We start from the raw sequence: 23,269 nt of genomic DNA, 5'->3' as shown, positions 1-23,269 counted from the left end.
AACGTACGCGGATGAATAATGGATGCACGGTTCAAGGGGGTGCGATGAAATAAATTTCACGACCCGACAGAGAGGCTTACCTGCTTGCGATGATTGGGGTTTTGGTGGCGGCTACATGCCGGCTTCACCTTTCCCTGGTCTTCCCGGAAAACGCCCGGCAGGCCCCTTCTCTCTCCCTACGGTAAAGGGAGCAGAGGTAACGCGTTCGGCGGATCGGACCGAGCCGGATCCGCCGAAATCGATAGCTTAGAAGGTGTAGGTCAGGCCGAGGGCGTAGAGCCACTGGTCCGCGCTGCCGACGTCGGCGACGATCGGCGTGTTCTTGTACTTGCCGAGCATGCGACCGTAGAGGACGCCGGCACCGACGCCGAAGCCGTGACGCAGATCGCCCGAGAGACTCTGCACGACGAACAGCGAGGCGTTCGCGCGACGGAAGCCGCTGTCGTTGATGTCGTAGGTGCGCAGGCCGCTGTTCAGCGTACCGATCGGCGTCACGGCCGCGTAGGTGCGGCCGAAGCCCTTGCCGGCGTAATCCGCCGACACGCCGAGCGAGACGAGCGTGCGGACCGACAGCGGCGTGGTGTAATTCACCTGCGGGGTGATGACGTAGCTGTCATAGGTACCCGAGACGTCGTGGACGTACGCGACGCGCGCGGTGATCGTGTCGTAGTCGCTGGTGATGACGCCGGTCTTGCCGATGCCGACATAGCCGCCGAGCTCGTACGCGGTATCGATCTTGCCGAGCGCGCGGACCTGGCGGTTGTCGATGTCGCCGGTGCGATCGCGGCGGATGCCGCCGATGACGCCTACTTCGTAGTTGATGCCGACTTCGCCCGTGTTCGGGATCAGGTTGAAATAGAGCTGCGTGCCGCGGAGGAAGAAGTCATGCCCGCGCACCGTGCCGACGATCGCGCCGGCGGGGGTGAAGGAATTGCTGTCCGCACCCTCATAATCGGGCATCGACACCGCACCGACCGCTATGGTGATACGGTTGTTGTCGCGCGGATCGGTGATCGTTGGCGACGGGTTCGGATCGGTCTGGGCGAGCGCCGGGGTGGCGGTTGCCAGCACCGCGATTGCGGCAGACATGAGAAGGGTGAATGCGCGCAAGGAAATGCTCCGGAGAAAAAGGTTCCACGTCGCAACGCGGTAAAACCGTTTTCGGTCCGCTGCGATCGGTCAGAAGATGTAACGCATTTTTACCTGTTGCATTTCGGCATCACCGGCAAGCATGAACCGGGCGGCATCGAAACGCGGCGGGCCGAAGCGGACGGCGGCATTGCGCGAGAAACCATAGCCCTCGCGCGGGATGCCCGCGATCGTATCGAGCTTCGCGTTGCTGTTCTCGTCATGGATGATCGCGAGCGCATAGCCGCGCTGCGGCAGGCCCGAAAAGCTGGTGGCGTGGATGCTGGCGGGCAGCGTGCGCGTCAGTGCCTTGGCATCGTTGACGCAGGCGGGAAAATTATCGGGGTCCGCGGTGAGGCAGATCCGGATCATCCCCTTCGACGAGCGGAGATTGTCGACCTGGACGTCGAGCCGCGTGACGGGCGCCGCCGCCGACAGCATGGCCCACGTCGTTGCAGCCGCCACGACCAACAGCCGCTTTCGCATGCGCGCCGGCAAGATCGCCGCGTTGCTTGTCGGTGCCGCAGAGCCGATCCCAGAAGCGGAAATTGAGGCCATAGTTGCACCCGTGTCGTTCGTGATGTCGCCGATGATGGCTCGCCGTGATCAGCCAGCCGCCCCATGCGCCTCGCCACATGAACCGGGGGAAAACCTCCCCACGTCATGCGATGCGTTACCCCATAGCCGTCGTGATCGTCAGTACCAGACCCGGCGCACCGATGTTGATCGGAATCAACCGCACCCGTAGCGGAATTACCACAGCGCCGGTGATTGGCGCGCCTCGACCAGGGGGGCCGCGAGACGTCGTCGCAGGTGCGTGATAGTCTCGGGCGATTACATGATGGAGACGTCGATGGTTCTGCTCGCGCTGATCCTGACCGTGACCGGGTATTCCGGTATGCCCCCCGCGACCCGTGCAGGGTTCGAGGCGCTGGGGCGGCGTACCGACAGGCTGTGCCCGGCACGCCGTGTTCGGACGATTACCCCCGGCGACCTCGATTATCTCCAGGACGGGTTCGAGCGGAGTCTGTCGCGGCTGGACCGCGCGCGGCTGGCTGCCGTCAATACCGCGGACCGGCGTTGCGCCCACCGCGACGGGCTGGCGTGCCAGACCTCGGCGACGATCGGCGCGATGCAGACGACGCGGCTCGTGCCCCGGTTCGCCGGCTACGTCTGCGCGCACCGGGTACCCTGCCCCTCTGCCTCTTTCGCCTGCACGGCCCGCCTGCTACTCAGACAAATAATGAGAGCATAAGAGGGTGACGTTATGGTCGAGCTGTGCCGCGGGGGCCAATCCCGCCGGAAATTCCTGACGGGTGTCGCGACCGGTGCGCTGACCGCGGGCTCGCTGTCGATCGGTTCGCAGGCGTTTGCGTTCGTGCCGCCAGAGGTGCTGCCCGTGACGGTGCCGACCGCGACATTGCAGGCGTTCGACCTGGCCGACGTCACGCTCGGCGAGGGGCCGTTCCTGCATGCGCAGCGCAAGACCGAGGCGTATCTGCTCGCGCTGCAACCCGACCGGATGCTCCACAATTTCCGGGTGAATGCCGGGCTGGCACCGAAGGCACCGGTCTATGGCGGCTGGGAATCGGATCCGTTGTGGGCGGACATCAACTGCCACGGGCATACGCTGGGGCATTATCTGTCGGCGTGTGCGCTCGTCTATCGATCGACCGGCGACCGGCGGTTCAAGGCGCGGATCGACCATATCGCGCGCGAACTGGCGGCGTGCCAGGCGGCGTCGGGGACCGGGCTGGTCTGTGCGTTCCCGGACGGGCCGGCGCTGGTGGCGGCGCATCTGCACGGCGATCCGATCACCGGCGTGCCGTGGTACACGCTGCACAAGGTGTATGCGGGCCTGCGCGATGCGACGCTGCTGGCGGACAGCGACACGGCGCGCGCGGTGCTGCTGCGGCTGGCGGACTGGGCAGTGGTCGCGAGCCGGCCGCTGAGCGATGCGCAGTTCGAGACCATGCTGGATACCGAGCATGGCGGCATGAACGAGGTGTTCGCCGATCTCTACACGATGACCGGGACCGCCGAGTATCGGACGATGGCGGAGCGGTTCTCGCACAAGGCGATCCTCGCGCCGCTGGCCAAGAGCCGCGACCATCTCGACGGGCTGCACGCCAATACGCAGGTGCCGAAGATCGTCGGTTTCCAGCGGGTGTGGGAGGTGACGGGGAAGCCCGAATACCGCGAGGCGTCCGAATTCTTCTGGAAGACGGTCGCGCTGACGCGGTCGTTCGCGACCGGCGGGCACGGCGACAACGAGCATTTCTTTCCGGTCGCCGATTTCGCCGAGCATGTCCTGTCAGCGAAGGGATCGGAGACGTGTTGCCAGCACAACATGCTGAAGCTGACGCGGGCGCTGTTCCTGCACGATCCACAGGCGGGCTATGCCGATTATTACGAGCGGACGCTGTATAACGGGATCCTCGCGTCGCAGGACCCGGACAGCGGCATGGCGACGTACTTCCAGGGTGCGCGGCCGGGGTACATGAAGCTGTATCACACGCCCGAGAACTCGTTCTGGTGCTGCACCGGCACGGGGATGGAGAACCACGTCAAATACCGCGACTCGATCTACTTCCACGATGCGTCCGCGCTGTACGTGAATTTGTTCGTGCCCTCCGCCGTGCGGTGGAAGGACAAGGACGCGGTCCTGACGCAGGTGACGGCGTTCCCCGATACCGCGGCGACGACGCTGCGCTGGACGTTGAAGCGACCGACCGAGCTGACGCTGAAGCTGCGCCATCCGGGGTGGAGCCGGACTGCGGTGGTGCTGGTGAACGGGGTCGAGGCGATGCGGTCGACCAGTCCGGGGCGGTATCTGGAGCTGGCGCGGGGGTGGCGCGACGGTGATACGGTGGAGATGCGGCTGGATATGCGCGCCGGGGTCGAGCGATCGCCGGCGGCGCCGGATATCGTCGCGTTCACCTATGGGCCGCTGGTGATGGCGGGGAGCTTTGGGCGTGATGGCCTGGCGCCGGGATCGGACATCATCGTCAACGAGCGCAAATATGGCGAGTATAACGCCGCGCCGTTTACACCGCCGACGCTGGCGGGCGATCCCGATACGATCGCGGAAGGGATGCGTGCGGGGGACCGGCCGCTGGAATTCACGATCCTTGCGGCGGACCGGCAGCCGGTGCGGATGGTCCCGTATTTCCGCGTCGCGCATGAGCGGTATGCGACCTATTGGCCGATCGCGCCGGGATTGGCGTAGGTCGGGCGGTGTTTTCCCGGCGCGTTCGATGCGGTTGCATTAGCCTCTATGCAGTGCGGCGAAACCTGATAGCCTCCCTTTCCAGAGCAGGACGACCTGCCAATACGGAGAGAGATGCATGGCACATCAAAACGCCGCGCGCGGGGATACCGGCACGAATACCAGCGCCCATTCCGGCAGGGATCACAAGAGCCTGATCTATGTGATCGCGGGGAGTATATTGGCACTGGGGCTGGTGTTGATGGCGTTCTACGATCGGGCGGGCGATCCCATGCCGATCGCGTCGGTGCAGACTCCGGTGGTTACTGCGCAGAAATAACGTCGGGTCTTTACGACGCCGCGGCTCGGTCGAAGATCAGGATCGGGGCGTCTCGGTAAGTGCCCGTGGTGCGCAGGCGGTAGCCTAGCCGTTCCGCGAGGCGGATCGAGGGGGCGTTGGCGGGGTTTATGATGCAGGTCGTCGCGGGGATGCGCGCGTCGGTCCAGGCGAGGATCGCGGCGAGCGCTTCGGAGGCGTAGCCTTTGCCTTGCGCGTCGCCGGCTAGGGTCCAGCCTGTTTCCGGAATTGCGTCGATCGAGGGTTCGATGGCTCTGCGCGCCTCGATGAGGCCGAGTTCGCCGATGAGGTGGCCTGTGGCGGTGTCTCGGGCGATCCAGCTGCCGTAGCCGAACAGCGACCATTGGCCGATCGAGCGGAGCAGGCGGATCCAGACGTCCTCGCGCGATCGGGGCTGGCCGCCGATCATCGTGTAGACGCGGGGGTCGGTCCACATCGCGGCGCAGTCTTCGAGGTCGGTGGCAGTGTGGGCGGTTAGGGTCAGGCGGGCGGTGGTTAGCGTGGGGGCCGATGTGGGTGCGGGCATTCTTACTGTCTACGGCGGATCTTGGTTTAGGGGTATCCGTCGCTGCGCACTCTCCCCTCCCTGGAAGGGAGGGGGCGGGGGTGGGTCGGCCCGCTTGAGCCGCTCGCGTTCCGGTTTGCGGAGGCCAGCCCCCCTACCCCCAGCCCCTCCCTTCCAGGGAGGGGGGCAGGTTGGGCTTTTTCTCGTCGTACGGTTTGCACAGTTCAGGCGTGGCGATGATCCATCGTTTGATCCTCCCCCGCCAGGGGGAGGTGTCGCCGAAGGTGACGGAGGGGGAGGATGCGGAACGGAGGTTTCCCTTTCCTCCCCCTCCGTCTGGCTAGGGCCAGCCACCTCCCCCTGGCGGGGGAGGATTGAGGTGAGCCCCTCCCCTGCCCTCCCCCGGCAACGCAGGTTGTCTTCGCGGGCGATTGGTTCGGAAAGGTTGTTTTCGTGTCCTCCGCTTTGCGCTAGTCGGAGGCATGGCATCGACGATCTCCTGCGACGTTGCGATCGTTGGCGCGGGTTTGGCCGGCGGGATGATCGCGCTGGCGCTCAAGGCCAAGCATCCGGCGCTCGACGTGCGGCTGATTGATTCAGCGCAGACGGTCGGCGGCAATCATCTCTGGTCGTTCTTCGGCAGCGACGTGGCGCAAGGAGACCGCTGGATCGTCGCGCCGCTCGTGGTGCATGCGTGGCGCGGATACGATGTGCGTTTCCCGGCGCATGAGCGGACGATCGACGCGACCTATTATTCAATCGAGAGCACGCGGCTCGACCGCGAAGTTCGCCGCGTACTTCCTGCAGATGCTTTGATGCTTGGGCGGAAGGTCTCGGGGGCTAGTGCGACCGCGGTTGTGATGGCGGATGGCGACCGGATCGAGGCGACTGGCGTAATCGACGCGCGGGGGGCGGGCGACCTGTCGCTGCTCGATCTCGCGTGGCAGAAGTTTCTCGGGCGCGAACTGGCGTTGAGCGTGCCGCACGAAAGCCCGCGGCCGATGGTCATGGATGCGACCATTCCGCAGATTGACGGGTATCGCTTTGTCTACTGCCTGCCGTTCTCACCCGAGCGGATGTTCGTCGAGGACACTTACTATAGCGACACGCCCGATCTTGATATTCCGGTGCTGGGCGCGCGGATCGATGACTATGTCACGGTACGCGGCTGGTCGGTCGAGAGCGTCGTGCGCGAGGAGTCCGGCGTGTTGCCGGTCGCGATGGGGGGCGATTTCGAGGCGTATTGGCGGTCGGGCGGTGCTCGGGTGGCCAAGGCCGGCATGCGCGCGGGGATGTTTCATCCGACGACCGGCTATTCGTTGCCCGACGCGGTGCGGACCGCGGCGATGCTTGCAGGGCTCAGCGATTTTTCGGGCGCGAAACTCCACGATGCGACGCATGCGATGGCGCGGGCGACGTGGAAGAGCCGCGGGTTCTACCGGATGCTCGACACGATGTTGTTTCGCGCCGCCGAGCCGGAGGAACGCTACCGCATCCTCGAGCGCTTCTACCGCCTCTCCCCCTCGCTCATCGGCCGTTTCTACGCCGGACGCTCGACGCTTTCCGACAAGGCGCGCGTTCTGACCGGCAAGCCCCCCGTCCCCATCGTGCGCGCCGTCCGCGCCATCGCAGGCAGTATGTCATCATGAAGACCGCAATAGTCATCGGCGCAGGTTTCGGCGGGCTGGCGCTCGCGATCCGGCTGCAATCCGCGGGCGTGCAGACGACGATCGTCGAGAGCCGCGACAAGCCGGGTGGGCGTGGGTATTTCTGGGAACGCGATGGCTTCACCTTCGATGCGGGGCCGACCGTCATCACCGATCCGGATTGCCTGCGCGAGCTGTGGGCGCTGACCGGGCGCGACATGAGCGAGGACGTGACGCTCGATCCGGTGCTGCCGTTCTACCGCCTGAACTGGCCCGACGGAACGAACTTCGACTACACCAACGACGACGTGCAGATGCGCGCCGAGATCGAGAAGCTGCATCCCGGCGACTGGGCGGGGTACGAGAAGTTCCTGCAATATTCGGCGGGTGTGTTCCATGAGGGCTATGAGAAGCTCGGCCATGTCGCGTTCCTCGACTTCGGGTCGATGATCAAGGCGGCGCCCGCGCTGGCGAAATACCAGGCGTGGCGGTCGGTCTATTCGATCGTGTCGAGCTTCGTGAAGTCCGAGAAACTACGCGAGGCGTTGAGCTTCCACACGCTGCTGGTCGGCGGCAATCCGATGACGACGAGCGCGATCTATGCGCTGATCCACAAGTTGGAGCGTGATGGCGGGGTGTGGTTCGCACGCGGCGGGACCAACCGGCTGGTCGCGGCGCTGGTGACGCAGTTCGAGCGCTTAGGCGGCGTGCTGCGGCTCGACGATCCCGTGACGTCGATCGAGACTCTGGGCGACCGGGCGACGGGCGTGACGTGCGCTAGCGGCTGGTCGGGTCAGGCGGATGCGATCGCGGCGAACAGCGACATCATGCACACGTATCGCGACCTGCTGGCGACGTCGCGCAGTGCCAAGCGGAAAACCGGGTCGCTCGAGCGGAAGAAATATTCGCCGTCGCTGTTCGTGGTGCATTTCGGGATCAAGGGCACGTGGCCGGGCATCCCGCACCACATGATCCTGTTCGGGCCGCGCTATAAGGGGCTGCTCGAGGACATTTACGACCACGGCGTTCTGAGCGAGGACTTCTCGCTGTATTTGCATCATCCGACTGTGACCGATCCTTCGTTGGCGCCGGAGGGGCATTCGACGTTTTACGCGCTGGCGCCGGTGCCGCATCTCGGGAAATTCCCGGTCGACTGGGACGAGATCGCGCCGATCCTGGAGAAGCGCATCCTCGACGAGATCGGGCGGCGGTTGATCCCGGATATCCATGAGCGGATCGTGACGAAATTCTCGTACGCGCCGAAGGATTTCGCGGAGGATCTGAATGCGCATCTGGGTAGCGCGTTCTCGCTGGAGCCGGTGTTGACGCAGAGTGCGTATTTCCGCGTGCACAACCGCGACGAGCATATTCCGAATATGTACTTCGTGGGCGCTGGGACTCATCCGGGGGCGGGCATTCCGGGGGTAGTCGGGAGTGCGAAGGCTACGGCTCGGTTGATGCTCGAGGGCGAGAAGTAAGGTTGGTTCACGCGGAGACGCGGAGACGCGGAGGTGTTGCGCTTGTCGCGTAGCGACCGTGTCTCCAACGGGTTACGGAACGAGCATGAAGACAGCGCGAGCGCTGTCCGGAACGCGACACCTCCGCGTCTCCGCGTCTCCGCGTGAACCCATTCTTCTCTTGCGACACCCCGCGCGCTTCCCCTAGCGGTGCGGGATGAAGAGACTTGCTGTGTATTGCGGGTCGGCTACGCCGGCTGATCCCACCTATATCGAAGGCGCTCGGGCGCTGGGGCTGGCTTTTGCCGAGCGGGGTATTGGCCTCGTTTATGGCGGTGGGCGGACCGGACTGATGGGCGCGATCGCGGATGGGGCGCTTGAGGGTGGTGGCGAGGTTATTGGGGTTATTCCTCAGGCGCTGGTCGATGCGGAGGTTGCGCATCGGGGGCTGACCGAGTTGCACGTCGTCAGCGGCATGCATCAGCGCAAGCAGATGTTCACCGATCTCTCCGACGGGTTCGTGACGATCCCGGGTGGGACGGGGACGATGGACGAGCTGTGGGAGGCGCTGAGCTGGGCGCAGCTTGGCTATCATGCGGATCCGGTCGGATTGCTGAATACCGCTGGGTATTACGATCACCTGATCGCGTTCTGGGCGAAGATGGGCGAGGTTGGGTTTTTGCGGCCGCAGCACCGGGATTTGTTGATCGTGGCGGATACGCTGGACGTTCTGCTCGACCGGATGGCGGAGCATGTGCCGACGCAGCCGATCGTGCGGATGAACGCGTCGGATTTGTGAGCTTGGAGACGGTGAACTTCGCCGCTTCTTGTTCTCCCGCGAAGGCGGGAGCCCAGGAGTCGCGGGCGGCGCGTTTGTGGTCCTGGGCCCCCGCGTTCGCGGGGGAACTAGAATGAGCCAGGCACTCCCGAGCCGCGAGGCGATCGTCGCTACCGCGCATGAGTCGATCTCGCGGGGGTCGAAGAGTTTTGCGGCGGCCAGCTTGTTGTTCGATAAGCCGACGCGGGAGCGGGCTTGGCTGCTGTACGCGTGGTGCCGGCGGTGCGACGATATCGCCGATGGGCAGGATCATGGCCACGGCATGACCGTGGTCGACGACGCGCCGGCGCGGTTGGTGCAGTTGTCGGCGATGACCGAGCAGGCGCTGGCGGGCGAAGTGGTTGGCGAGCCGGCGTTCGATGCGATGCGGATCTTTGCGGCTGAAACCCGGCTGCCGAAGCGGTTTGCGCGCGACCTGATCGAGGGATTCGCGCTCGATGCGCGCGAGTGGCGGCCGCGGTCGGAGAACGACCTCTACAAATATTGCTACCATGTCGCGGGCGTCGTCGGGTGCATGATGGCGATCGCGATGGGCGTCGATCCCGACGACGAGGATACGCTCGATCGCGCGTGCGACCTGGGGATGGCGTTCCAGCTCGCCAATATCGCGCGCGACGTGGAGGAGGATGACCGGGTCGGGCGGTGCTATCTGCCCGAGGAGTGGCTGGTCGAGATGGACTTCCCGCCTGGGCAGCACATGAAGCCGCCGTTCCGGTCGCGCCTTGCGGTGTTGACGAAGCGGATGGCGGATCGCGCTGCGGCGTTCGAGGCTAGCGCGCGGGAAGGGACGCCGGCGCTGTCGTTCCGTTCGGCGTGGGCGGTGCTGTCGGCGGCGGGGATCTATGGGGCGATCGGGCGGACCGTGGCGGCTCGGGGGGAGCATGCGTGGGATCACCGGGTGACGACGTCGGGGATGCAAAAGCTCGGGTTTATCGTGACCGCGGCGTGGGAGGCTGCGCGGCGGAATACGCTGTATCCAAGGACTGTGCGCAATGCTCGGTTGTGGACGCGGCCTCGGGTTTGATTTTTCGCTCCCGTCCCACCCCCATCCGTTCGTCCTGAGCGAAGTCGAAGGACATGAGACTCAAGTGCTTCGACTTCGCTCAGCATGAACGGGGGTGTGGTGCCCGCGCGTTGCAGGAACCGATAAACCTCAGCCCTGCGACTTCGCCTTGCCGGTCTTCGCCATCAACCGGCCTTGCGCGCGGCAATTCGCGCCGATCATCGGGTACGGAACGTCGGTGTTCTGCGCCAACTGATCGGGGAGCGCCGCGCGGCACTGCGCCATCGTCTCGTAGCGTGCCGGGATCACCCGCGCCTCGGTGCAGTTCACATTGCCGTCACCGCAGCCCATGATGGCCATGACGTAGAACAGCGGTTCCATTTCATTCTCCAGTGGATCGCGGTGGCCGACATCGGACACGGTAATTAAAGCGACGAAGTGGCAGGATTGTTCCCCCAACTGCTTTCGCCGGGGCTTGACTGCGCCTACATCGCATCGATCCATGCCACCTGACACCTACACCTCCACCCGCGCGGACCAGCCCTTGCTGCCGACGCTCCGCCGCTTCCTGCCGTTCCTGTGGCCGGCGGGGCAGCCCAAGCTGAAGGCGCGGATCGTCGTCGCGATGCTGCTGGTGATCGCGTCGAAGCTGATCCAGGTCTTTGGCGCAGCGTTCACATTGAAATACGCTGTCGACCGGATGGCGGGGAACGATCGCGGGGCGCTGACCTTGGTCGTGCTGCTGGTGGTCGGGTACGCGGCGTCGCGGTTCGGGACGACGCTGTTCGACAATCTGCGCAACGCGGTGTTCGAGCGCGTCGGGCAGGACGCGTCGCGGCGGCTCGCGGCGCAGGTGTTTCGCCATCTGCATGCGCTGAGCCTCGACTTTCACCTGTCTAGGCGGACGGGTGCGGTCACCAAGGTGGTCGAGCGCGGCACCAAGAGCATCGACACGATGCTGTATTTCCTCCTGTTCAACATCGCGCCGACGGTGTTCGAACTGGTGCTGGTACTCGGGCTGTTCTGGACCAAGTTCGGCTGGCCGCTGGTCGTCGCGACGGTCGTCATGGTGGTCGGCTATATCGCGTTCACGCGGATGGTGACCGACTGGCGCAATGCCTTGCGCGCGCGGATGAACGACCTCGATACCGGCGCCGTCGCGCATGCGGTGGATTCACTGCTGAACTTCGAGACGGTGAAGTATTTCGGCGCGGAGGAGCGCGAGGCCAAGCGTTACGACAGCGCGATCACGGCGTATTCCGAGGCGGCGGTGAAGAGCGAGAATTCGTTGGCGTGGTTGAACCTCGGCCAAGCGCTGATCACGAATGTGATGCTGGCGGGCGGGATGGGCTTCGTCGTGTGGCGGTGGAGCCGCGGCGAGGCGTCGGCGGGCGACGTGGTGTTCGTGTCGACGCTGCTGGCGCAGCTGTTCCGGCCGCTCGACCTGCTGGGGATGGTGTATCGCACGATCCGGCAGGGTGCGCTCGACATGGCGGCGATGTTCGACCTGATCGATACGCCCGCGACCGTGGTGGATGCGCCGGGTGCGCCTGAGCTGGCGGTGAGTACGGGGCATGTGCGGTTTGAGAACGTGTCATTCGGGTATGATGCGGGGCGGCCGATTTTGCGCGATCTGGAGCTGGACGTGCCGGCGGGATCGACGTTGGCCGTGGTCGGGCCTTCGGGGGCGGGGAAGTCGACGCTCGCGCGGTTGCTGTACCGGTTTTACGACCTGACGGGCGGGCGGATTACCGTCGACGGGCAGGATATCGCGCAGGTGCGGCAGGCGTCTTTGCGCGCCGCGATTGGGATCGTGCCGCAGGATACGGTGCTGTTCAACGACACGATCGGGTACAACATCGCCTATGGCCGCGAGGGTGCGGAGATGCCTGAGGTCGAGGTTGCGGCGAAGGGCGCGGCGATCGCCGGGTTCATCGAGCGCCAGCCGCTGGGGTATGAGACGCGGGTCGGCGAGCGTGGGTTGAAGCTGTCGGGCGGCGAGAAGCAGCGCGTGGCGATCGCGCGGACGCTGCTCAAGAACCCGCCGATCTTGATTCTCGACGAGGCGACGTCGGCGCTGGATAGCCGGACCGAGGCTGAGATCCTGGATACGCTGGAGGCGATCGAGCGCGGGCGGACGACGATCGTGATCGCGCACCGGCTGTCGACCGTGGTGCATGCGGACCAGATCGTCGTGCTGGAGGCGGGGCGGATCGTCGAGAAGGGGACGCATGCGGATCTGTTGCGGCATGGCGGCGTGTATGCGGAGATGTGGAACCGGCAGGCGCAGGAGCGCGCCGGGGATGATGATGGGGCGCTGGCGGCGGAGTAGGTTGGGGTAGTCGGTGAGGAATGCTCGCCACGCCCTACGTAACGTCAGATGCTTGCGGCATTTGGCTCGTAACACCGGGGCGGCCGCGTTTCACCGGTAGCTTACCCCTCCTTGTTCTCCCGCGAAGGCGGGAGCCCAGCCTGGGTCCCCGCCTTCGCGGGGAAACAAGATTGGCGACAGCGTCTTGGAACTCGGGTGTTCCCCCGTCAAACGCCACCCCGGCGAAGACCGGGGCCCAATTGGGGGACGTTGCTAACGACGACTGCGCTCCGTTACTCCTACCTTTTCAATTGGGCCCCGGCCTTCGCCGGGGTGGTAGGTCTTTGGATGCGGGGGAACGATCGGGAGCGCGCCCTACGCTGGGATCGAGGGATCCAACTCGCGCAACCTTGCCTCGATCGCATTCGAATATTGATAGATGTGCGTCAGGTCCGATAGCAAATGCCGCGTTTCGTCCTTGCCCGCGAACATGCCGAGATACTTGGTGGTAATCCCGTTGAAATGCATCCGCGCGATCGTCTTGCGGTTATTGTCGTCGAGCAGGATCGCGCAGTACGACTTCGCATCGCGGACGATCACGCGTTTGGGGTCGACCAGGCGCGACGCGATCGCCTGGATGATGTGGAAGCCGGAAATCTCCTCCTGCGTGGTGACGATGCCGTCGCCATCGGACGGGTCGTCGTCAGCGCCTAGCGGCAGGTCCTCGACCGGGCTCGACGCCTTCAGTGCGGACGACAGGCGTTCGTTGACGAAATCGCGGATCAGCGCGGCGATCGCGGGGGCGAGGAGCTTGGCGAAACCGTCCTTGATTGCGGGCGTCAGGCGCCCGCCATGGACGCGTTGCGCCATCATCCGGACGAACTCGTCGGAGGGCTCGGCGAACTCCTTTTCGAGTTCGAGGCGGATCAACGACTGCGTCTTGAGGTTGCCGGCCTCCTGGACGATCTTGTCGATGTCGAACGCGGCCTTGGTGAATTTCTCGAGCGTGCGGATGTCGGCGGGCTTGATCGCGTCCATCGTGAAGGTGAAGAACGGCTTGTCGTCCATCTTGTTCGGGCGCTCGATGTCCGAATAGAATTGGTAGACGACGCCGTTGGTCAGCACCGCGAGCCGCGCGTCGGTGACGCTGAAATAGCGGAACAGCTGGCCCGCGTGGTTGACGTTGAGCTGGACCGAGGACGGCTTGCACTCGATCAGGATCGACACCTTCCCGCCGGCGCAGATCGCGTAATCGACCTTCTCGCCCTTCTTGGTGCCGACGTCCGCTGTAAATTCGGGGACGACCTCGGACGGGTTGAAGACGTCGTAGCCGAGCGACTGCAGGAACGGCATGACGAGCGCGGTCTTCGCCGCCTCTTCGGTCAGCAGGACTTCGCGGTGTTCGATCGTCCGCTTTTGCAGCTCGGCCAGCCTGATGTTCAGTTCCATGCGCGTCTCCCCCCGGATTGAACGTGGGAGGATGCAGGCACGGAGGGTCGCGGTCCATGATCGGACCGCGATAGACTGGCCGGATATCGACCGAGTCTAGCCGCAGGTCAGGCGGATCTGCTTGGCGGGTTTGTCGAAGACGATGGCGGAGCAGCGATCGAGCAGGTCGGCGCCGATCGTCAGGCGATCGCGGTTGGCGTCGCGCTTGCCCTTGGCGATGACGACGATCTCGTCGGGGTCGGGTGGTGGCGCGTCGGCCTCGGGGATCCCGGCGGCGCTGCCGACGTCGGTGGTGCGGACGCCTAGCGACGATAGCGCGAGCGGGCCGACGAGGAGCGGGGTGGCGAGCGTCATCGTGCGGACGGGTCGGGCGATACCGAAGGCGATCTCGACCGGTGCGGTGAGGCCGGCCAGCGTGCCGCGCTGCGCCTGCGCGATCAGCGTGGCGGCGTTGGCGGTGACGGTCGTGCTTGGATGATAGGGATCGAAGCGGACCCGGATCGGCTGGCCGCCGATCGTGATCTGCGCGAAGGTCCCGGAGAGTTTGCCCAGCAGGCCGCCGCCGTCGACCATCGGCAACGCGACGGTCCGCTCGCCGGCACGCGGCGCGTTCAGGAGGATGCGCACGACGGGTTCGGGTAGCGACGCCGGGCCGATGCTGCCGTCGCCGACATCGGCATAGGGCCGCCCGACCCAGCGGGGGTCCGCAGCCTTTCCCTTGGCCTCGTGCTTGCGGCTTGGAAAGCCGATCCGCCGCTTCACCGCATCGATCCCGAACGTCATCGGGCGGACCGTCGTCGCCTGCATCGCGCCTTGCCCGCCGACCGAATAGCCCAGTCCCAATGCGCCGCCCTTCAGCGCAAGTCGCTCGGCGACCGCGGTCGTGACGAAGACCAGGCCAGGCGCGGCGGGGTCGACGCGCAGCGTGACGGGCTTGCCGTCGATCGTTGCGGCGATCATCCCGCCGACCGGTACGTCGCGGATGGCCGGGGCCGTGTCGCCGGCTAGCGCGACGCTGCTCACGAGCACCGATGCCGCCACGCCGGTTCTAAGGATATTGGCGATCATCGTGAGGTCTCCGGCGTCAGGCGCCGCGATCTTGCCGCGTCATATCGTATTCGCAACGAATTTATAATCGGTAATGATTGGATAACCAATGCAGGCTCGCCCCTCGACGGGCGACTGCGCGACGCCTAGATCGCATGGCAATGGCACTCGACCCCCTTCCCGATCTTCAGCGCATCTTCGGCTTTCCTGATTTTCGTGGCGTGCAGCGCGATGTCGTCGATCGGGTGCTCGCGGGGCAGCGGACGTTGGCCGTCATGCCGACGGGGGCGGGCAAGTCGCTGTGTTACCAGTTGCCGTCGACGATGCTGGAGGGGACGTGCGTGGTCGTGTCGCCGCTGATCGCTTTGATGCATGACCAGTTGCGGGCGGCCACTGCCGTTGGGATCAAGGCGGCGACTTTGACCTCGGTAGATACCAATCGCGAGGAGACGATCGCGCGGTTTCGGGCTGGCGATCTGGACCTGCTGTATGTCGCGCCGGAGCGGGCTTCGAACGAGAGTTTTCGCAATCTCCTGTCGCAGGCCAAGCTGTCGCTCTTTGCGATCGACGAGGCGCATTGCGTATCCGAGTGGGGGCATGATTTCCGGCCAGACTACCGGTTGCTGCGGCCTCTGCTCGACAGTTTTCCGGACGTGCCGCGCCTCGCGCTGACGGCGACCGCGGATGCGCATACGCGGGCGGATATCCTCGAGCAGCTGGGGATTTCGCAGGAGGGGCTGATCGTGTCGGGGTTCGACCGACCGAACATCCGCTATGCGATTTCGGGGCGCGACAACGTCAACCGGCAGATCGCGGACATCCTGGAGAAGATCCCGGGGCCGGGGATCGTCTATGCGCAGACGCGCGCGGCGACCGAGAAGCTGGCGGAGGCGCTGGGGCGGAGCGGGCGGCCGACGCGGGCGTATCATGCGGGGCTCGATCCACAGGTGCGCGCGAAGAACCAGGCGGATTTCGTCGCGAGCGAGGACATGGTGATCTGCGCCACGGTCGCGTTCGGGATGGGAATCGACAAGCCCGACGTCCGGTTCGTGGCGCATGCCGGGCTGCCGAAGTCGATCGAGGCCTATTATCAGGAAACCGGGCGCGCTGGGCGTGACGGCGATCCGGCGATCGCGCATCTGTTCTGGGGCGCGGAGGATTTCGCGCGTGCCCGGCAGCGGATCGGTGAGGTCGAGCCCGAACGGCAGGCGGGTGAGCGGCAGCGGCTGACCGCGATGGGCGGGCTGGTCGAGACGGCCGGGTGCCGGCGGCGGATCCTGCTTAAGCATTTCGGCGAAGAGCGGCTAGAGGATTGCGGGAATTGCGACAATTGCCTCGGCAATGTCGATGCGGTGGACGCGACCGAGACGGCGCGGAAATTCCTGTCGGCGGTGTTCCGGACCGGGCAGATGTACGGCGTAGGATATATCGAGGGCATCCTGACCGGGGTGTCGTCGGAGCGGAGCCTGATGAACGGGCACGAGGCGTTGTCGGTGTACGGGATCGTCGAGGGCGACGAGGTCGCGCTGCTGAAGCCCGTGTCGCGCGCGTTGATGCTGAAGGATGCGCTCAGGACCAATCCCCATGGCGGCCTCGAGTTCGGGCCGGCGGCGAAGGCTATCCTCAAGGGAGAGGCGGCGGTGTCGATCGTCGTGCCGCCGAAGCGCGAGCGGCGGCGCAAGGGGGCGGTTGGCGCCACGCCGAACCCCGTGGACGATCCGCTGTTCGAGGCGTTGCGCGTGCGGCGGCGCGATCTGGCGAAGGAAGCGGGCGTTCCGCCGTATGTGATCTTCCACGATTCGGTGTTGCGTGACATTGCGCGGCAGCGGCCGGCCTCGCGTGCCGAGTTGAGCCTGTTATCAGGCATTGGCGCGCGCAAGCTCGACGCCTATGGGGATGCCTTCCTCCAGGTCATCCGCGAGTCCGCATGATACGGCAAATAAACGAAAGTATTTCGGTCGCGCCACAGATCGCGGTCGAGCAAGTCGCGGAAATCGCTGCGGCGGGGTTCAAGACGATCGTCAACAACCGGCCCGACGACGAGGATGCAGGGCAGCCTTCGGGTGATGCGATCCGCGCGGCGGCGGAAGCGGCCGGGCTGAAATACGTCTCGATTCCGGTGACGCATGCGGGGTTCTCGCATCCACAGATCGACGCGATGACGCAGGCGCTGACCGATTCGGACGGGCCCGTGCTGGCCTATTGCCGGTCGGGGACGCGGAGCTGCAATTTATGGGCGCTGGCGGCGGCGAAGGCTGGGCGCAACCCGAACCTGCTGCTCGCGCAGGCCGAGGACGCCGGGTATGACCTGCGCGGAATCCGGCCGATGCTGGACGCGCTCGCAGGGCCGCGATGACGCCTGCGATCGTCGGCGGCATCGTGGCCGTCGTTGTGCTGTTGCTCGCGGGCCTGGCCTGGGTGGTCGTGCGGATGCGGCGGGTCGTGAAGATCGAAACTCCGGAAGAGGCGGCGGACGCGGCGCAGGCGCAGCTTCGCGGGTTTGCGGTGGCTGGTGCTGTCGTCGGAGCGGACGGGCAGGGCGCGCTGGCGATCGCCGACGATGGGCGGGTTGCTGCGGTAAAGCGGATCGGCAAGACCCTGACGGTGCGCGAGGTATCGTGGCGGACGGTGCGCGCGACGCATGAGGGGATATTGGTCGAGACCGGGGACAAGGCGCTGGGCGCGGTGATGCTCGCGCAGGTCGATGTCCTCGACATCCGCCGGTTGGCGCCGAAGAGCGTGCGGGTCTAGCGAGCCAGACGCGCCGCGGTCATTCTGCGGCAGCGGTCCTGACGCTTGCGGAACGTTTCTCGTTTCGACGCGTCGCCGCAGTAGATGAGAAGATGGGTCGCCAAGCGCTGGGTGAAAGTCACCGGCATCGTCGTCGTGGCCGTGATGGCCACGGTCATAATCGGGCTCGCCGTGTTCCCCTGGGGATCGCTGAAAGGCGTGATCGAGCGGCAGCTGACCGCGCGCTTCGGGCGGCCGGTGACGATCGGCGGGATCGAGCGCGTCGACGGGTTCGGTTTCTCGCCGACGATCCGCATCACGCAGGTGCGTATTCCGCAGGCAGCCTGGGCCGGGACGGGCGATTTCGTGCGGTTGCGTGAGGCGGAGGCGACCTTCTCCGCGCTGTCGCTGTTGAAGGGCGGGTTCGGGCCGCGCGACGTGAAGGCGTCCGGGCTGTACCTCGCGCTGGTGCGTGACAAGCAGGGGCGGACCAACTGGGATCGGCCGGGCAAGGCCAAGAGCGGCGGCAGTTCGAACGACCTGCAAGGGCTGGTCATCCGCGACAGCGTGGTCTCGTACCGCGATGCCAAGCAGGGGCGGCAGGTCACCGCGCGGTTCTCCTCCGATCCGGTTACGGGCATCCGTGCGAACGGCACCGGCACCGTGCGTGGGGCGGCCGTTCGGATCGCGGTCTCGGGGCCGTCGATCGAGCGATCGCAGGGCAAGCCGTGGCCGTTCACAGCGTCGATCGTCGGGGACAAGCTGTCGATCTCGGCGAAGGGCGTGATGGACCGGCCGCTGGATACCGACGTGATGACGCTCGACGTGACGGCGCGCGCGACCGACCTGAAGCTGATCGACGCTGTGATCGAGGCGGGGCTGTTCCGGACGCAGCCGGTGTCGTTCAGCGCGCACGTCCGCCACGATGCGCCGAAATGGGCGATCACGCAGCTGAAGGGCGTGGTCGGGCGGTCGGACTTTGCGGGGCATGTGACCGTCGACAAGCGGGACGGACGGAGCAAGGTGAACGGCGATATCGTGTCGCGCCAGTTCGACTTCGCGGACCTGTCGTCGGACGAGGCGCAGGCGAAGGGCGCGGCGCTAGAGCGTGCGATCGGGCCGAGACTGGTGCCGAATACGCGGATCGACATCGGCAAGATCGACACGACCGACGCAGAGTTCGGGTTCCGCATCCAGCATATCGTCGCGGCCAAGGGGACGTCGCCGATCGTGTCGGCCAAGGGGACGATCGCGATCGATCACCAGCTGCTGACGCTGGATCGGCTGATCGCGAGGCTGCCGCAGGGAACCGTTACCGGCAAGGTCACGGTCGACCAGCGAGGCGATCGCAAGACGCCGACCGTGGCGATCGACCTGCGGTTGCGGGGGAGCAGCGTCCAGGCGCTGGCAGGCGGGCGCGGCGATTTCAGCGGGAATGTGAGTGCGCGCGTGCGGCTTAAGGGACTAGGGGAGACGATCCGGGCTGCGGTCGGGAACGCCGATGGCAGCATCGGGTTCGTCGCGCAGGACGGGCAGTTGCCGCAGGGGATCGCCGCCGCGCTGGGGTTCGATGCGGCGCGTGCGTTGCTGGCGAAAGATGGCGAGCGCGCGGGCTTGCGCTGCGTGGTGGTGAAACTCGACGTGACGCGGGGGCGCGGGCGCGTCGATCCGATGATCGTCGATACCACCGCCAGCCAGCTGCACGGGCAGGGGAGCGTGGTGTTTCCATCCGAAGCGATCGACATCCGGCTGAGCGGCGCGCCGAAGCAGCATGCGCTGCTGCAGTTGCCGGGGTCCGCGTACATGACCGGGACGATCCAGCAGCCGCACGTGACGATCCCGCCGGAGGTGAAATCGGTGGGGAATATCTTCAAGGCGATCGGGCGTGCGATCACGGGCAAGCAGGGTCCGACGGCTAGCGATGCGGATTGCGCGGGGTTGGCGGCACGAGTGCTGCGATAGGCCGAGGCGATAGACTGGGCGTTGGCGGATATGAGAAACCCCGCCCCGCTGGGTGCGGGACGGGGTCGAACTTTAGCGTTATCCGGGGGATATCAGCGATAGAAGATGTGGTTGCCGATCGAGGCGACCTTGATCGCGCGGACGCTGGGACGGCGATCGGGGGTGTTGAAGTAGAGCGCCTTGTCGGCAGGGCTGTTCCACGCATCGGCGAGCGCGACCTTGGCGACTGCAATCGCGGTGCGGTAGGCGGTGCCGGCGTTGATGTTGGGAATCTGGCCACCGCGGACGAAGCTGAACTGGCCGCGCTGCTTGACGACGGCGCAGACGTTGGCGGGAAAACGACCCGACTTGGCGCGATTGATGATGACTTCGGCGACCGCGAGCTGGCCGGTCAGCGGCTCACCCTTGGATTCGAAGTAGATCGCGCCGGCAAGGCACTGAAGCGCTTCGTCGGCGGCGGCGCTATCCTGCGCGGCAACGGCCTGGGCGAGCGTGTCGAATTCTTCGGCTTCTGCGACCGCGGGGCTTACGGCAGCGTTCTCGGCGTTCGTCTCGACAGGTGCGACGGTGGTGGCAACTGGAGCGATCTGCGGAACATTCTGCGGCGAGAGCGCGTTTAGATTGGCGAGAGCAGTGAGATTGGTGGTCGAGCGATCGATACCGGTTGCCTGACCGGGAGCGCTGTTGCCGAGCAGGCCGGCGAGAGAGAAGGTCATGACCGCGATCGTCGCAGCCCGCTGAAGAATCGTCATTCAAACTTATTCAGATGCGGTTGGACCGCGGAAGCAATCGTACGAGCCGATCGTCCAGGCATCCCCCCGACTGCGTAACTGATCCGGATCGCACCCGTCCCAGCACAACGCCAATCAATGTTGCAATTCCCCTCTATTGGGGGGGCTTTCGAGTCAATCGTCGAGGATCGTTTCAGCGGCGAACCGTTCCGCCGCTGCGATGTCCACCTCGATTACCCAGAGATCCGGGTCGCTTGCGCGGCGACGACGCCAATATCCGTCGAGGTCTTCGAGAGGGGTGGAGTCGATCAGCGCGGTCCGTCCGTCGGGTCCGATGCCGCGTTCCAGCAGACGGGGAAGGGCGCCCTTGTCGACCGCGATGACCAGGATCGCGCCGCCTTGCGGGTCGCCTTTCGCCATCACCGCACCGAACCCGCCGGCATCGTTGACGCGCCGCAACAGCGCGCTGACGAGGACTCCGCTGGGGAGACGGCCACTCATGCTGCGCTGCGGTATCCGGGGAGACCGGCGAGCGCGATCCGCGAGCGCATGAAGGTGCCGGTGCCTCTTGCCGCTTCTTCGCCGTCCGCATCGATCAGCCGCGCGTCCGCGACGAACACGCGTCGCTTGCCGCTGATCCAGCGTCCTTCGGCGATCACCGGGCCGATCTTCAGCGGGCGCGTGAGCAGCAGGTTGAAGGCGGTGGTGAGCAGGAAGCGGTCGGTGACCAAGCTGTTGCAGGCGTAGAAGGCGGCGTCGTCGAGCATCTTGAAATAGCTCGTGCCGTGCGCGGCACCGCCGGCGTGGTAATGGCGCTCGTCGATCGTGAAATGGATGCGCGCGACGCCGGCTTCGGGGATTTCGAGCGAGGAGTCGAAGAAGCGATTGATCGGCGCTTGCGCGTAGAGCGACTCCAGTGCGCGGAAATGCGCGTCTGCCCCGGCTGTGTTTGGGGCCGAACTGGGAGCCAACTCAAGCTGCATCGCGGACCTCGTCGGCGGTGAACAGCGCATAGACCGCGTCGGGCGAACCGCCGCCGCGCAGTTTTTCGAGGAACGCCTTGTCGCGCAACCGCCGCGAGACGCGGGCGAGCGCCTTCAAATGGACCGCGCCGGCATCGGTGGGGGAGAGCAGCATGAAGACGAGATCGACGGGGAGATCGTCGACCGCCTGGAAGTCGACCGGCTCTGCCAGCCGCGCGAACACGCCCGTTACCTGCGCGAGCCCTTCGAGCTTGGCGTGCGGAATCGCGACGCCGCCGCCGAACCCGGTCGAGCCGAGCTTCTCGCGCGCAGCCAGCCGGTCGGCGATCATCTTGGGGTCTGCATCGAGTATCTCAGACGCAACCGTGGCGAGATGCTGGAACACTGCCTTCTTGTTTTTGGCGATCACGCCCGTCTGCACTGCGTCGGGACGCAGCATGTCACTAAAATCGGTCATTGTGTTCAATGTCTCAAGCGCCCCCGCGCGCGTCCGCCTTAGCGGGTTGCGCGGGGGCGTAAAGGCGCGGCCTTGAGACCCGCGCCTTTATGGACCCTTCTTTATTGGGCCGGGGTGGCCGCTGCTCGCTGTGGCTCGACCCAACCGATCGTGCCATCGCCGCGACGATAGACCATGTTGTGCGCGCCGGTGCCCGCATTCATGAACAGCAACGCGGCGGTGTTGCGCAGGTCGAGCATCATCACCGCGTCCGATACGCTGGCCTCGGGGATATCGACGCGCGTTTCGGCGATGATGAGCGGTGCGTCCGCGACATCGTCTTCCTCGATGCTTTCCTGGAACAGCGTGTAGCCGGCATTGTCGTAGCCGTTGCTCTCGGCAATCGCGACTGCTTCGCCGGCGTGGCGATCCTTCAGGCGGCGCATGTAGCGGCGGAGCTGAGTCTCGATCTTGGCGGCGGCGGCATCGAACGCGGCGCGCGCGTCATAGGCGTCGCCGTGGCCCTTGATCACGAGGCCCTTCATCACGTGCGAGACGATGTCGCATTTGAAGCCGGCGTCGTGCGGGCCCTTGCCGAACGTGACCTCGGCCGAAATGGCGCGCGAGAAATACTTGTCGGCGATACCCTGGAGTCGGTCTTCCACGTGGCTGTTGAGTGCTTCGCCAGTGTCAACCTGATGACCAGAAATCCGGATATCCATTGTCGTCTCCTTGTCGGCGTTACAGTCTTCGGGCGGTCCTATTGGCTCCACCCTGCCAGCGTCATCCGGACGCCACGGCCCCCCAGATCGGATCCTTGATCCCCTTCATAAACGCAGCATGGGCCGCAAGGTCTCCCTCGCTCACCGCGAAAACGCGCGCTGGGCGAACGACCCGAGGCGCCTGTGCGACGATCGGAGTCGACGCGGTGCTGCCGGTATCGCTCAGCAGGCCTAGGCCGATCTGGCGACCGCCCATCAGCTCGACATAGACCTGCGCGAGCAACTGCGCGTCGAGCAGCGCGCCGTGCAGGACGCGGTGGCTGCGATCGATTCCGAAGCGCGAGCAGAGTGCGTCGAGCGAATGCTTGGCGCCGGGGTGACGGCTGCGCGCGATCTGCAGCGTGTCGACCATCCTCTTCATGTGGACGATCTGGCGCCCGCACTTGGTCAACTCGCCGTTGAGGAACGAGAAATCGAAGCCGGCATTGTGCGCGATCATCGGCGCGTCACCGACGAATTCGAGCAGGTCCTCGACCGCGTCGGCGAACTTGGGCTTGTCGGAGAGGAACTGCGCGCTCAGCCCGTGGACGTTGAACGCCTCGACCGGCATGTCGCGCTCGGGATGATAATAGGCGTGGAAGGTGCGGCCGGTCTCGACCCGGTTGAGCATCTCGACGCATCCGATTTCGACCATGCGGTCGCCGCCGGAAAAACTGAGCCCGGTGGTTTCGGTATCGAAGACGATCTCACGCATC

At 65.6% G+C, this 23,269-nt stretch carries 25 protein-coding genes; 12 read left to right on the top strand and 13 right to left on the bottom strand.

Features of this window, described 5'->3' with window-relative positions; genetic code table 11:
* Positions 1–246: 246 nt before the first annotated feature.
* The 3 genes from ASE82_RS13950 to ASE82_RS18995 form a co-directional block, all read right to left on the bottom strand.
* A complete protein-coding gene (locus ASE82_RS13950; RefSeq protein ID WP_056064411.1) occupies positions 247–1,089 on the bottom strand; it encodes a MipA/OmpV family protein in 843 nt (280 codons plus the stop codon).
* 90 nt (positions 1,090–1,179) lie between these two features.
* Entirely contained in the window at positions 1,180–1,569 is a 390-nt protein-coding gene (locus tag ASE82_RS13945) for a DUF2141 domain-containing protein (protein ID WP_056064807.1), read from the bottom strand.
* On the bottom strand, positions 1,466–1,765 hold the full coding sequence (locus ASE82_RS18995; protein WP_435368538.1) for a sterol desaturase family protein: 300 nt from the start codon (positions 1,763–1,765) through the stop codon (positions 1,466–1,468). The genes ASE82_RS13945 and ASE82_RS18995 overlap by 104 nt, the downstream gene beginning before the upstream one ends.
* A 180-nt stretch (positions 1,766–1,945) precedes the next feature.
* Between ASE82_RS18995 and ASE82_RS19865 the strand changes: the two genes are divergently transcribed.
* From ASE82_RS19865 to ASE82_RS13930, 3 genes are all read left to right on the top strand, one after another.
* The gene (locus tag ASE82_RS19865; RefSeq protein WP_200910723.1) at positions 1,946–2,383 is read left to right on the top strand and encodes a hypothetical protein; all 438 of its coding nucleotides are present in this window, start codon (positions 1,946–1,948) and stop codon (positions 2,381–2,383) included.
* A 12-nt stretch (positions 2,384–2,395) separates the two neighbouring features.
* Positions 2,396–4,357 (top strand): glycoside hydrolase family 127 protein, encoded by a 1,962-nt coding sequence (locus ASE82_RS13935; protein WP_056064408.1) that lies wholly within the window; start codon positions 2,396–2,398, stop codon positions 4,355–4,357.
* A gap of 118 nt (positions 4,358–4,475) precedes the next feature.
* Positions 4,476–4,676, top strand: a complete 201-nt coding sequence (locus tag ASE82_RS13930) for a hypothetical protein (RefSeq protein WP_056064405.1) — start codon at positions 4,476–4,478, stop codon at positions 4,674–4,676.
* A 10-nt stretch (positions 4,677–4,686) separates the two neighbouring features.
* Here ASE82_RS13930 and ASE82_RS13925 read toward each other — a convergent pair whose 3' ends face one another.
* Positions 4,687–5,220: a GNAT family N-acetyltransferase gene (locus tag ASE82_RS13925; RefSeq protein WP_056064402.1), complete on the bottom strand. Its 534-nt coding sequence runs from the start codon at positions 5,218–5,220 to the stop codon at positions 4,687–4,689.
* 461 nt (positions 5,221–5,681) lie between these two features.
* Between ASE82_RS13925 and crtY the strand changes: the two genes are divergently transcribed.
* The 4 genes from crtY (at position 5,682) to ASE82_RS13905 (ending at position 10,164) form a co-directional block, all read left to right on the top strand.
* On the top strand, positions 5,682–6,848 hold the full coding sequence (gene crtY, locus ASE82_RS13920; RefSeq protein WP_056064399.1) for a lycopene beta-cyclase CrtY: 1,167 nt from the start codon (positions 5,682–5,684) through the stop codon (positions 6,846–6,848).
* Complete coding sequence (locus ASE82_RS13915) at positions 6,845–8,323, top strand: phytoene desaturase (protein WP_056053615.1); 1,479 nt, start codon at positions 6,845–6,847, stop codon at positions 8,321–8,323. Before crtY ends, ASE82_RS13915 begins: the two co-directional genes overlap by 4 nt.
* A gap of 196 nt (positions 8,324–8,519) precedes the next feature.
* A complete protein-coding gene (locus ASE82_RS13910) occupies positions 8,520–9,101 on the top strand; it encodes a TIGR00730 family Rossman fold protein (protein ID WP_056064396.1) in 582 nt (193 codons plus the stop codon).
* A gap of 112 nt (positions 9,102–9,213) precedes the next feature.
* Positions 9,214–10,164: a phytoene/squalene synthase family protein gene (locus ASE82_RS13905; RefSeq protein ID WP_056064393.1), complete on the top strand. Its 951-nt coding sequence runs from the start codon at positions 9,214–9,216 to the stop codon at positions 10,162–10,164.
* A 129-nt stretch (positions 10,165–10,293) separates the two neighbouring features.
* Here the strand turns inward: ASE82_RS13905 and ASE82_RS13900 are convergent, their stop codons facing one another.
* A complete protein-coding gene (locus tag ASE82_RS13900) occupies positions 10,294–10,524 on the bottom strand; it encodes a hypothetical protein (protein WP_056064390.1) in 231 nt (76 codons plus the stop codon).
* Positions 10,525–10,645: 121 nt separating this feature from the next.
* Between ASE82_RS13900 and ASE82_RS13895 the strand changes: the two genes are divergently transcribed.
* Positions 10,646–12,475, top strand: coding sequence for an ABCB family ABC transporter ATP-binding protein/permease (locus tag ASE82_RS13895; protein ID WP_056064388.1), 1,830 nt, complete (start codon positions 10,646–10,648; stop codon positions 12,473–12,475).
* Between the two features lie 354 nt (positions 12,476–12,829).
* Here the strand turns inward: ASE82_RS13895 and ASE82_RS13890 are convergent, their stop codons facing one another.
* Both ASE82_RS13890 and ASE82_RS13885 read right to left on the bottom strand, forming a co-directional pair.
* Entirely contained in the window at positions 12,830–13,903 is a 1,074-nt protein-coding gene (locus ASE82_RS13890; RefSeq protein WP_056064385.1) for a type I restriction endonuclease, read from the bottom strand.
* A gap of 96 nt (positions 13,904–13,999) precedes the next feature.
* Positions 14,000–14,971, bottom strand: coding sequence for a hypothetical protein (locus ASE82_RS13885; protein ID WP_056064382.1), 972 nt, complete (start codon positions 14,969–14,971; stop codon positions 14,000–14,002).
* A gap of 140 nt (positions 14,972–15,111) precedes the next feature.
* Here ASE82_RS13885 and recQ point away from each other — a divergent pair, with 140 nt between their 5' ends.
* From recQ to ASE82_RS13865, 4 genes are all read left to right on the top strand, one after another.
* The gene (gene recQ / locus ASE82_RS13880; RefSeq protein ID WP_056064381.1) at positions 15,112–16,881 is read left to right on the top strand and encodes a DNA helicase RecQ; all 1,770 of its coding nucleotides are present in this window, start codon (positions 15,112–15,114) and stop codon (positions 16,879–16,881) included.
* Positions 16,878–17,306 (top strand): TIGR01244 family sulfur transferase, encoded by a 429-nt coding sequence (locus tag ASE82_RS13875; RefSeq protein WP_056064377.1) that lies wholly within the window; start codon positions 16,878–16,880, stop codon positions 17,304–17,306. The genes recQ and ASE82_RS13875 overlap by 4 nt, the downstream gene beginning before the upstream one ends.
* Positions 17,303–17,701, top strand: a complete 399-nt coding sequence (locus ASE82_RS13870) for a hypothetical protein (RefSeq protein WP_056064374.1) — start codon at positions 17,303–17,305, stop codon at positions 17,699–17,701. The genes ASE82_RS13875 and ASE82_RS13870 overlap by 4 nt, the downstream gene beginning before the upstream one ends.
* A gap of 84 nt (positions 17,702–17,785) precedes the next feature.
* Positions 17,786–19,642 (top strand): AsmA family protein, encoded by a 1,857-nt coding sequence (locus ASE82_RS13865; RefSeq protein WP_056064373.1) that lies wholly within the window; start codon positions 17,786–17,788, stop codon positions 19,640–19,642.
* Between the two features lie 92 nt (positions 19,643–19,734).
* Here the strand turns inward: ASE82_RS13865 and ASE82_RS13860 are convergent, their stop codons facing one another.
* From ASE82_RS13860 to dnaQ, 6 genes are all read right to left on the bottom strand, one after another.
* Positions 19,735–20,394, bottom strand: a complete 660-nt coding sequence (locus ASE82_RS13860) for a cell wall hydrolase (protein WP_056064370.1) — start codon at positions 20,392–20,394, stop codon at positions 19,735–19,737.
* A 153-nt stretch (positions 20,395–20,547) separates the two neighbouring features.
* The gene (locus ASE82_RS13855; RefSeq protein ID WP_056064367.1) at positions 20,548–20,874 is read right to left on the bottom strand and encodes a DUF1491 family protein; all 327 of its coding nucleotides are present in this window, start codon (positions 20,872–20,874) and stop codon (positions 20,548–20,550) included.
* Positions 20,871–21,356 carry a PaaI family thioesterase gene (locus tag ASE82_RS13850; RefSeq protein WP_056064364.1) on the bottom strand — a complete coding sequence of 162 codons (486 nt, stop codon included), beginning with the start codon at positions 21,354–21,356 and terminating at the stop codon, positions 20,871–20,873. Before ASE82_RS13850 ends, ASE82_RS13855 begins: the two co-directional genes overlap by 4 nt.
* A complete protein-coding gene (locus ASE82_RS13845; protein WP_056064361.1) occupies positions 21,346–21,813 on the bottom strand; it encodes a PTS sugar transporter subunit IIA in 468 nt (155 codons plus the stop codon). The genes ASE82_RS13850 and ASE82_RS13845 overlap by 11 nt, the downstream gene beginning before the upstream one ends.
* Before the next feature lie 101 nt (positions 21,814–21,914).
* Positions 21,915–22,514, bottom strand: a complete 600-nt coding sequence (hpf, locus tag ASE82_RS13840; RefSeq protein WP_056064359.1) for a ribosome hibernation-promoting factor, HPF/YfiA family — start codon at positions 22,512–22,514, stop codon at positions 21,915–21,917.
* Between the two features lie 61 nt (positions 22,515–22,575).
* On the bottom strand, positions 22,576–23,268 hold the full coding sequence (dnaQ, locus tag ASE82_RS13835; protein ID WP_056064356.1) for a DNA polymerase III subunit epsilon: 693 nt from the start codon (positions 23,266–23,268) through the stop codon (positions 22,576–22,578).
* Between the last annotated feature and the right edge of the window lies 1 nt (position 23,269).

Source organism: Sphingomonas sp. Leaf230, assembly GCF_001421745.1.
Classification (GTDB): Bacteria; Pseudomonadota; Alphaproteobacteria; order Sphingomonadales; family Sphingomonadaceae; genus Sphingomonas.
This window is presented reverse-complemented; position numbering and strand designations above follow the sequence as displayed.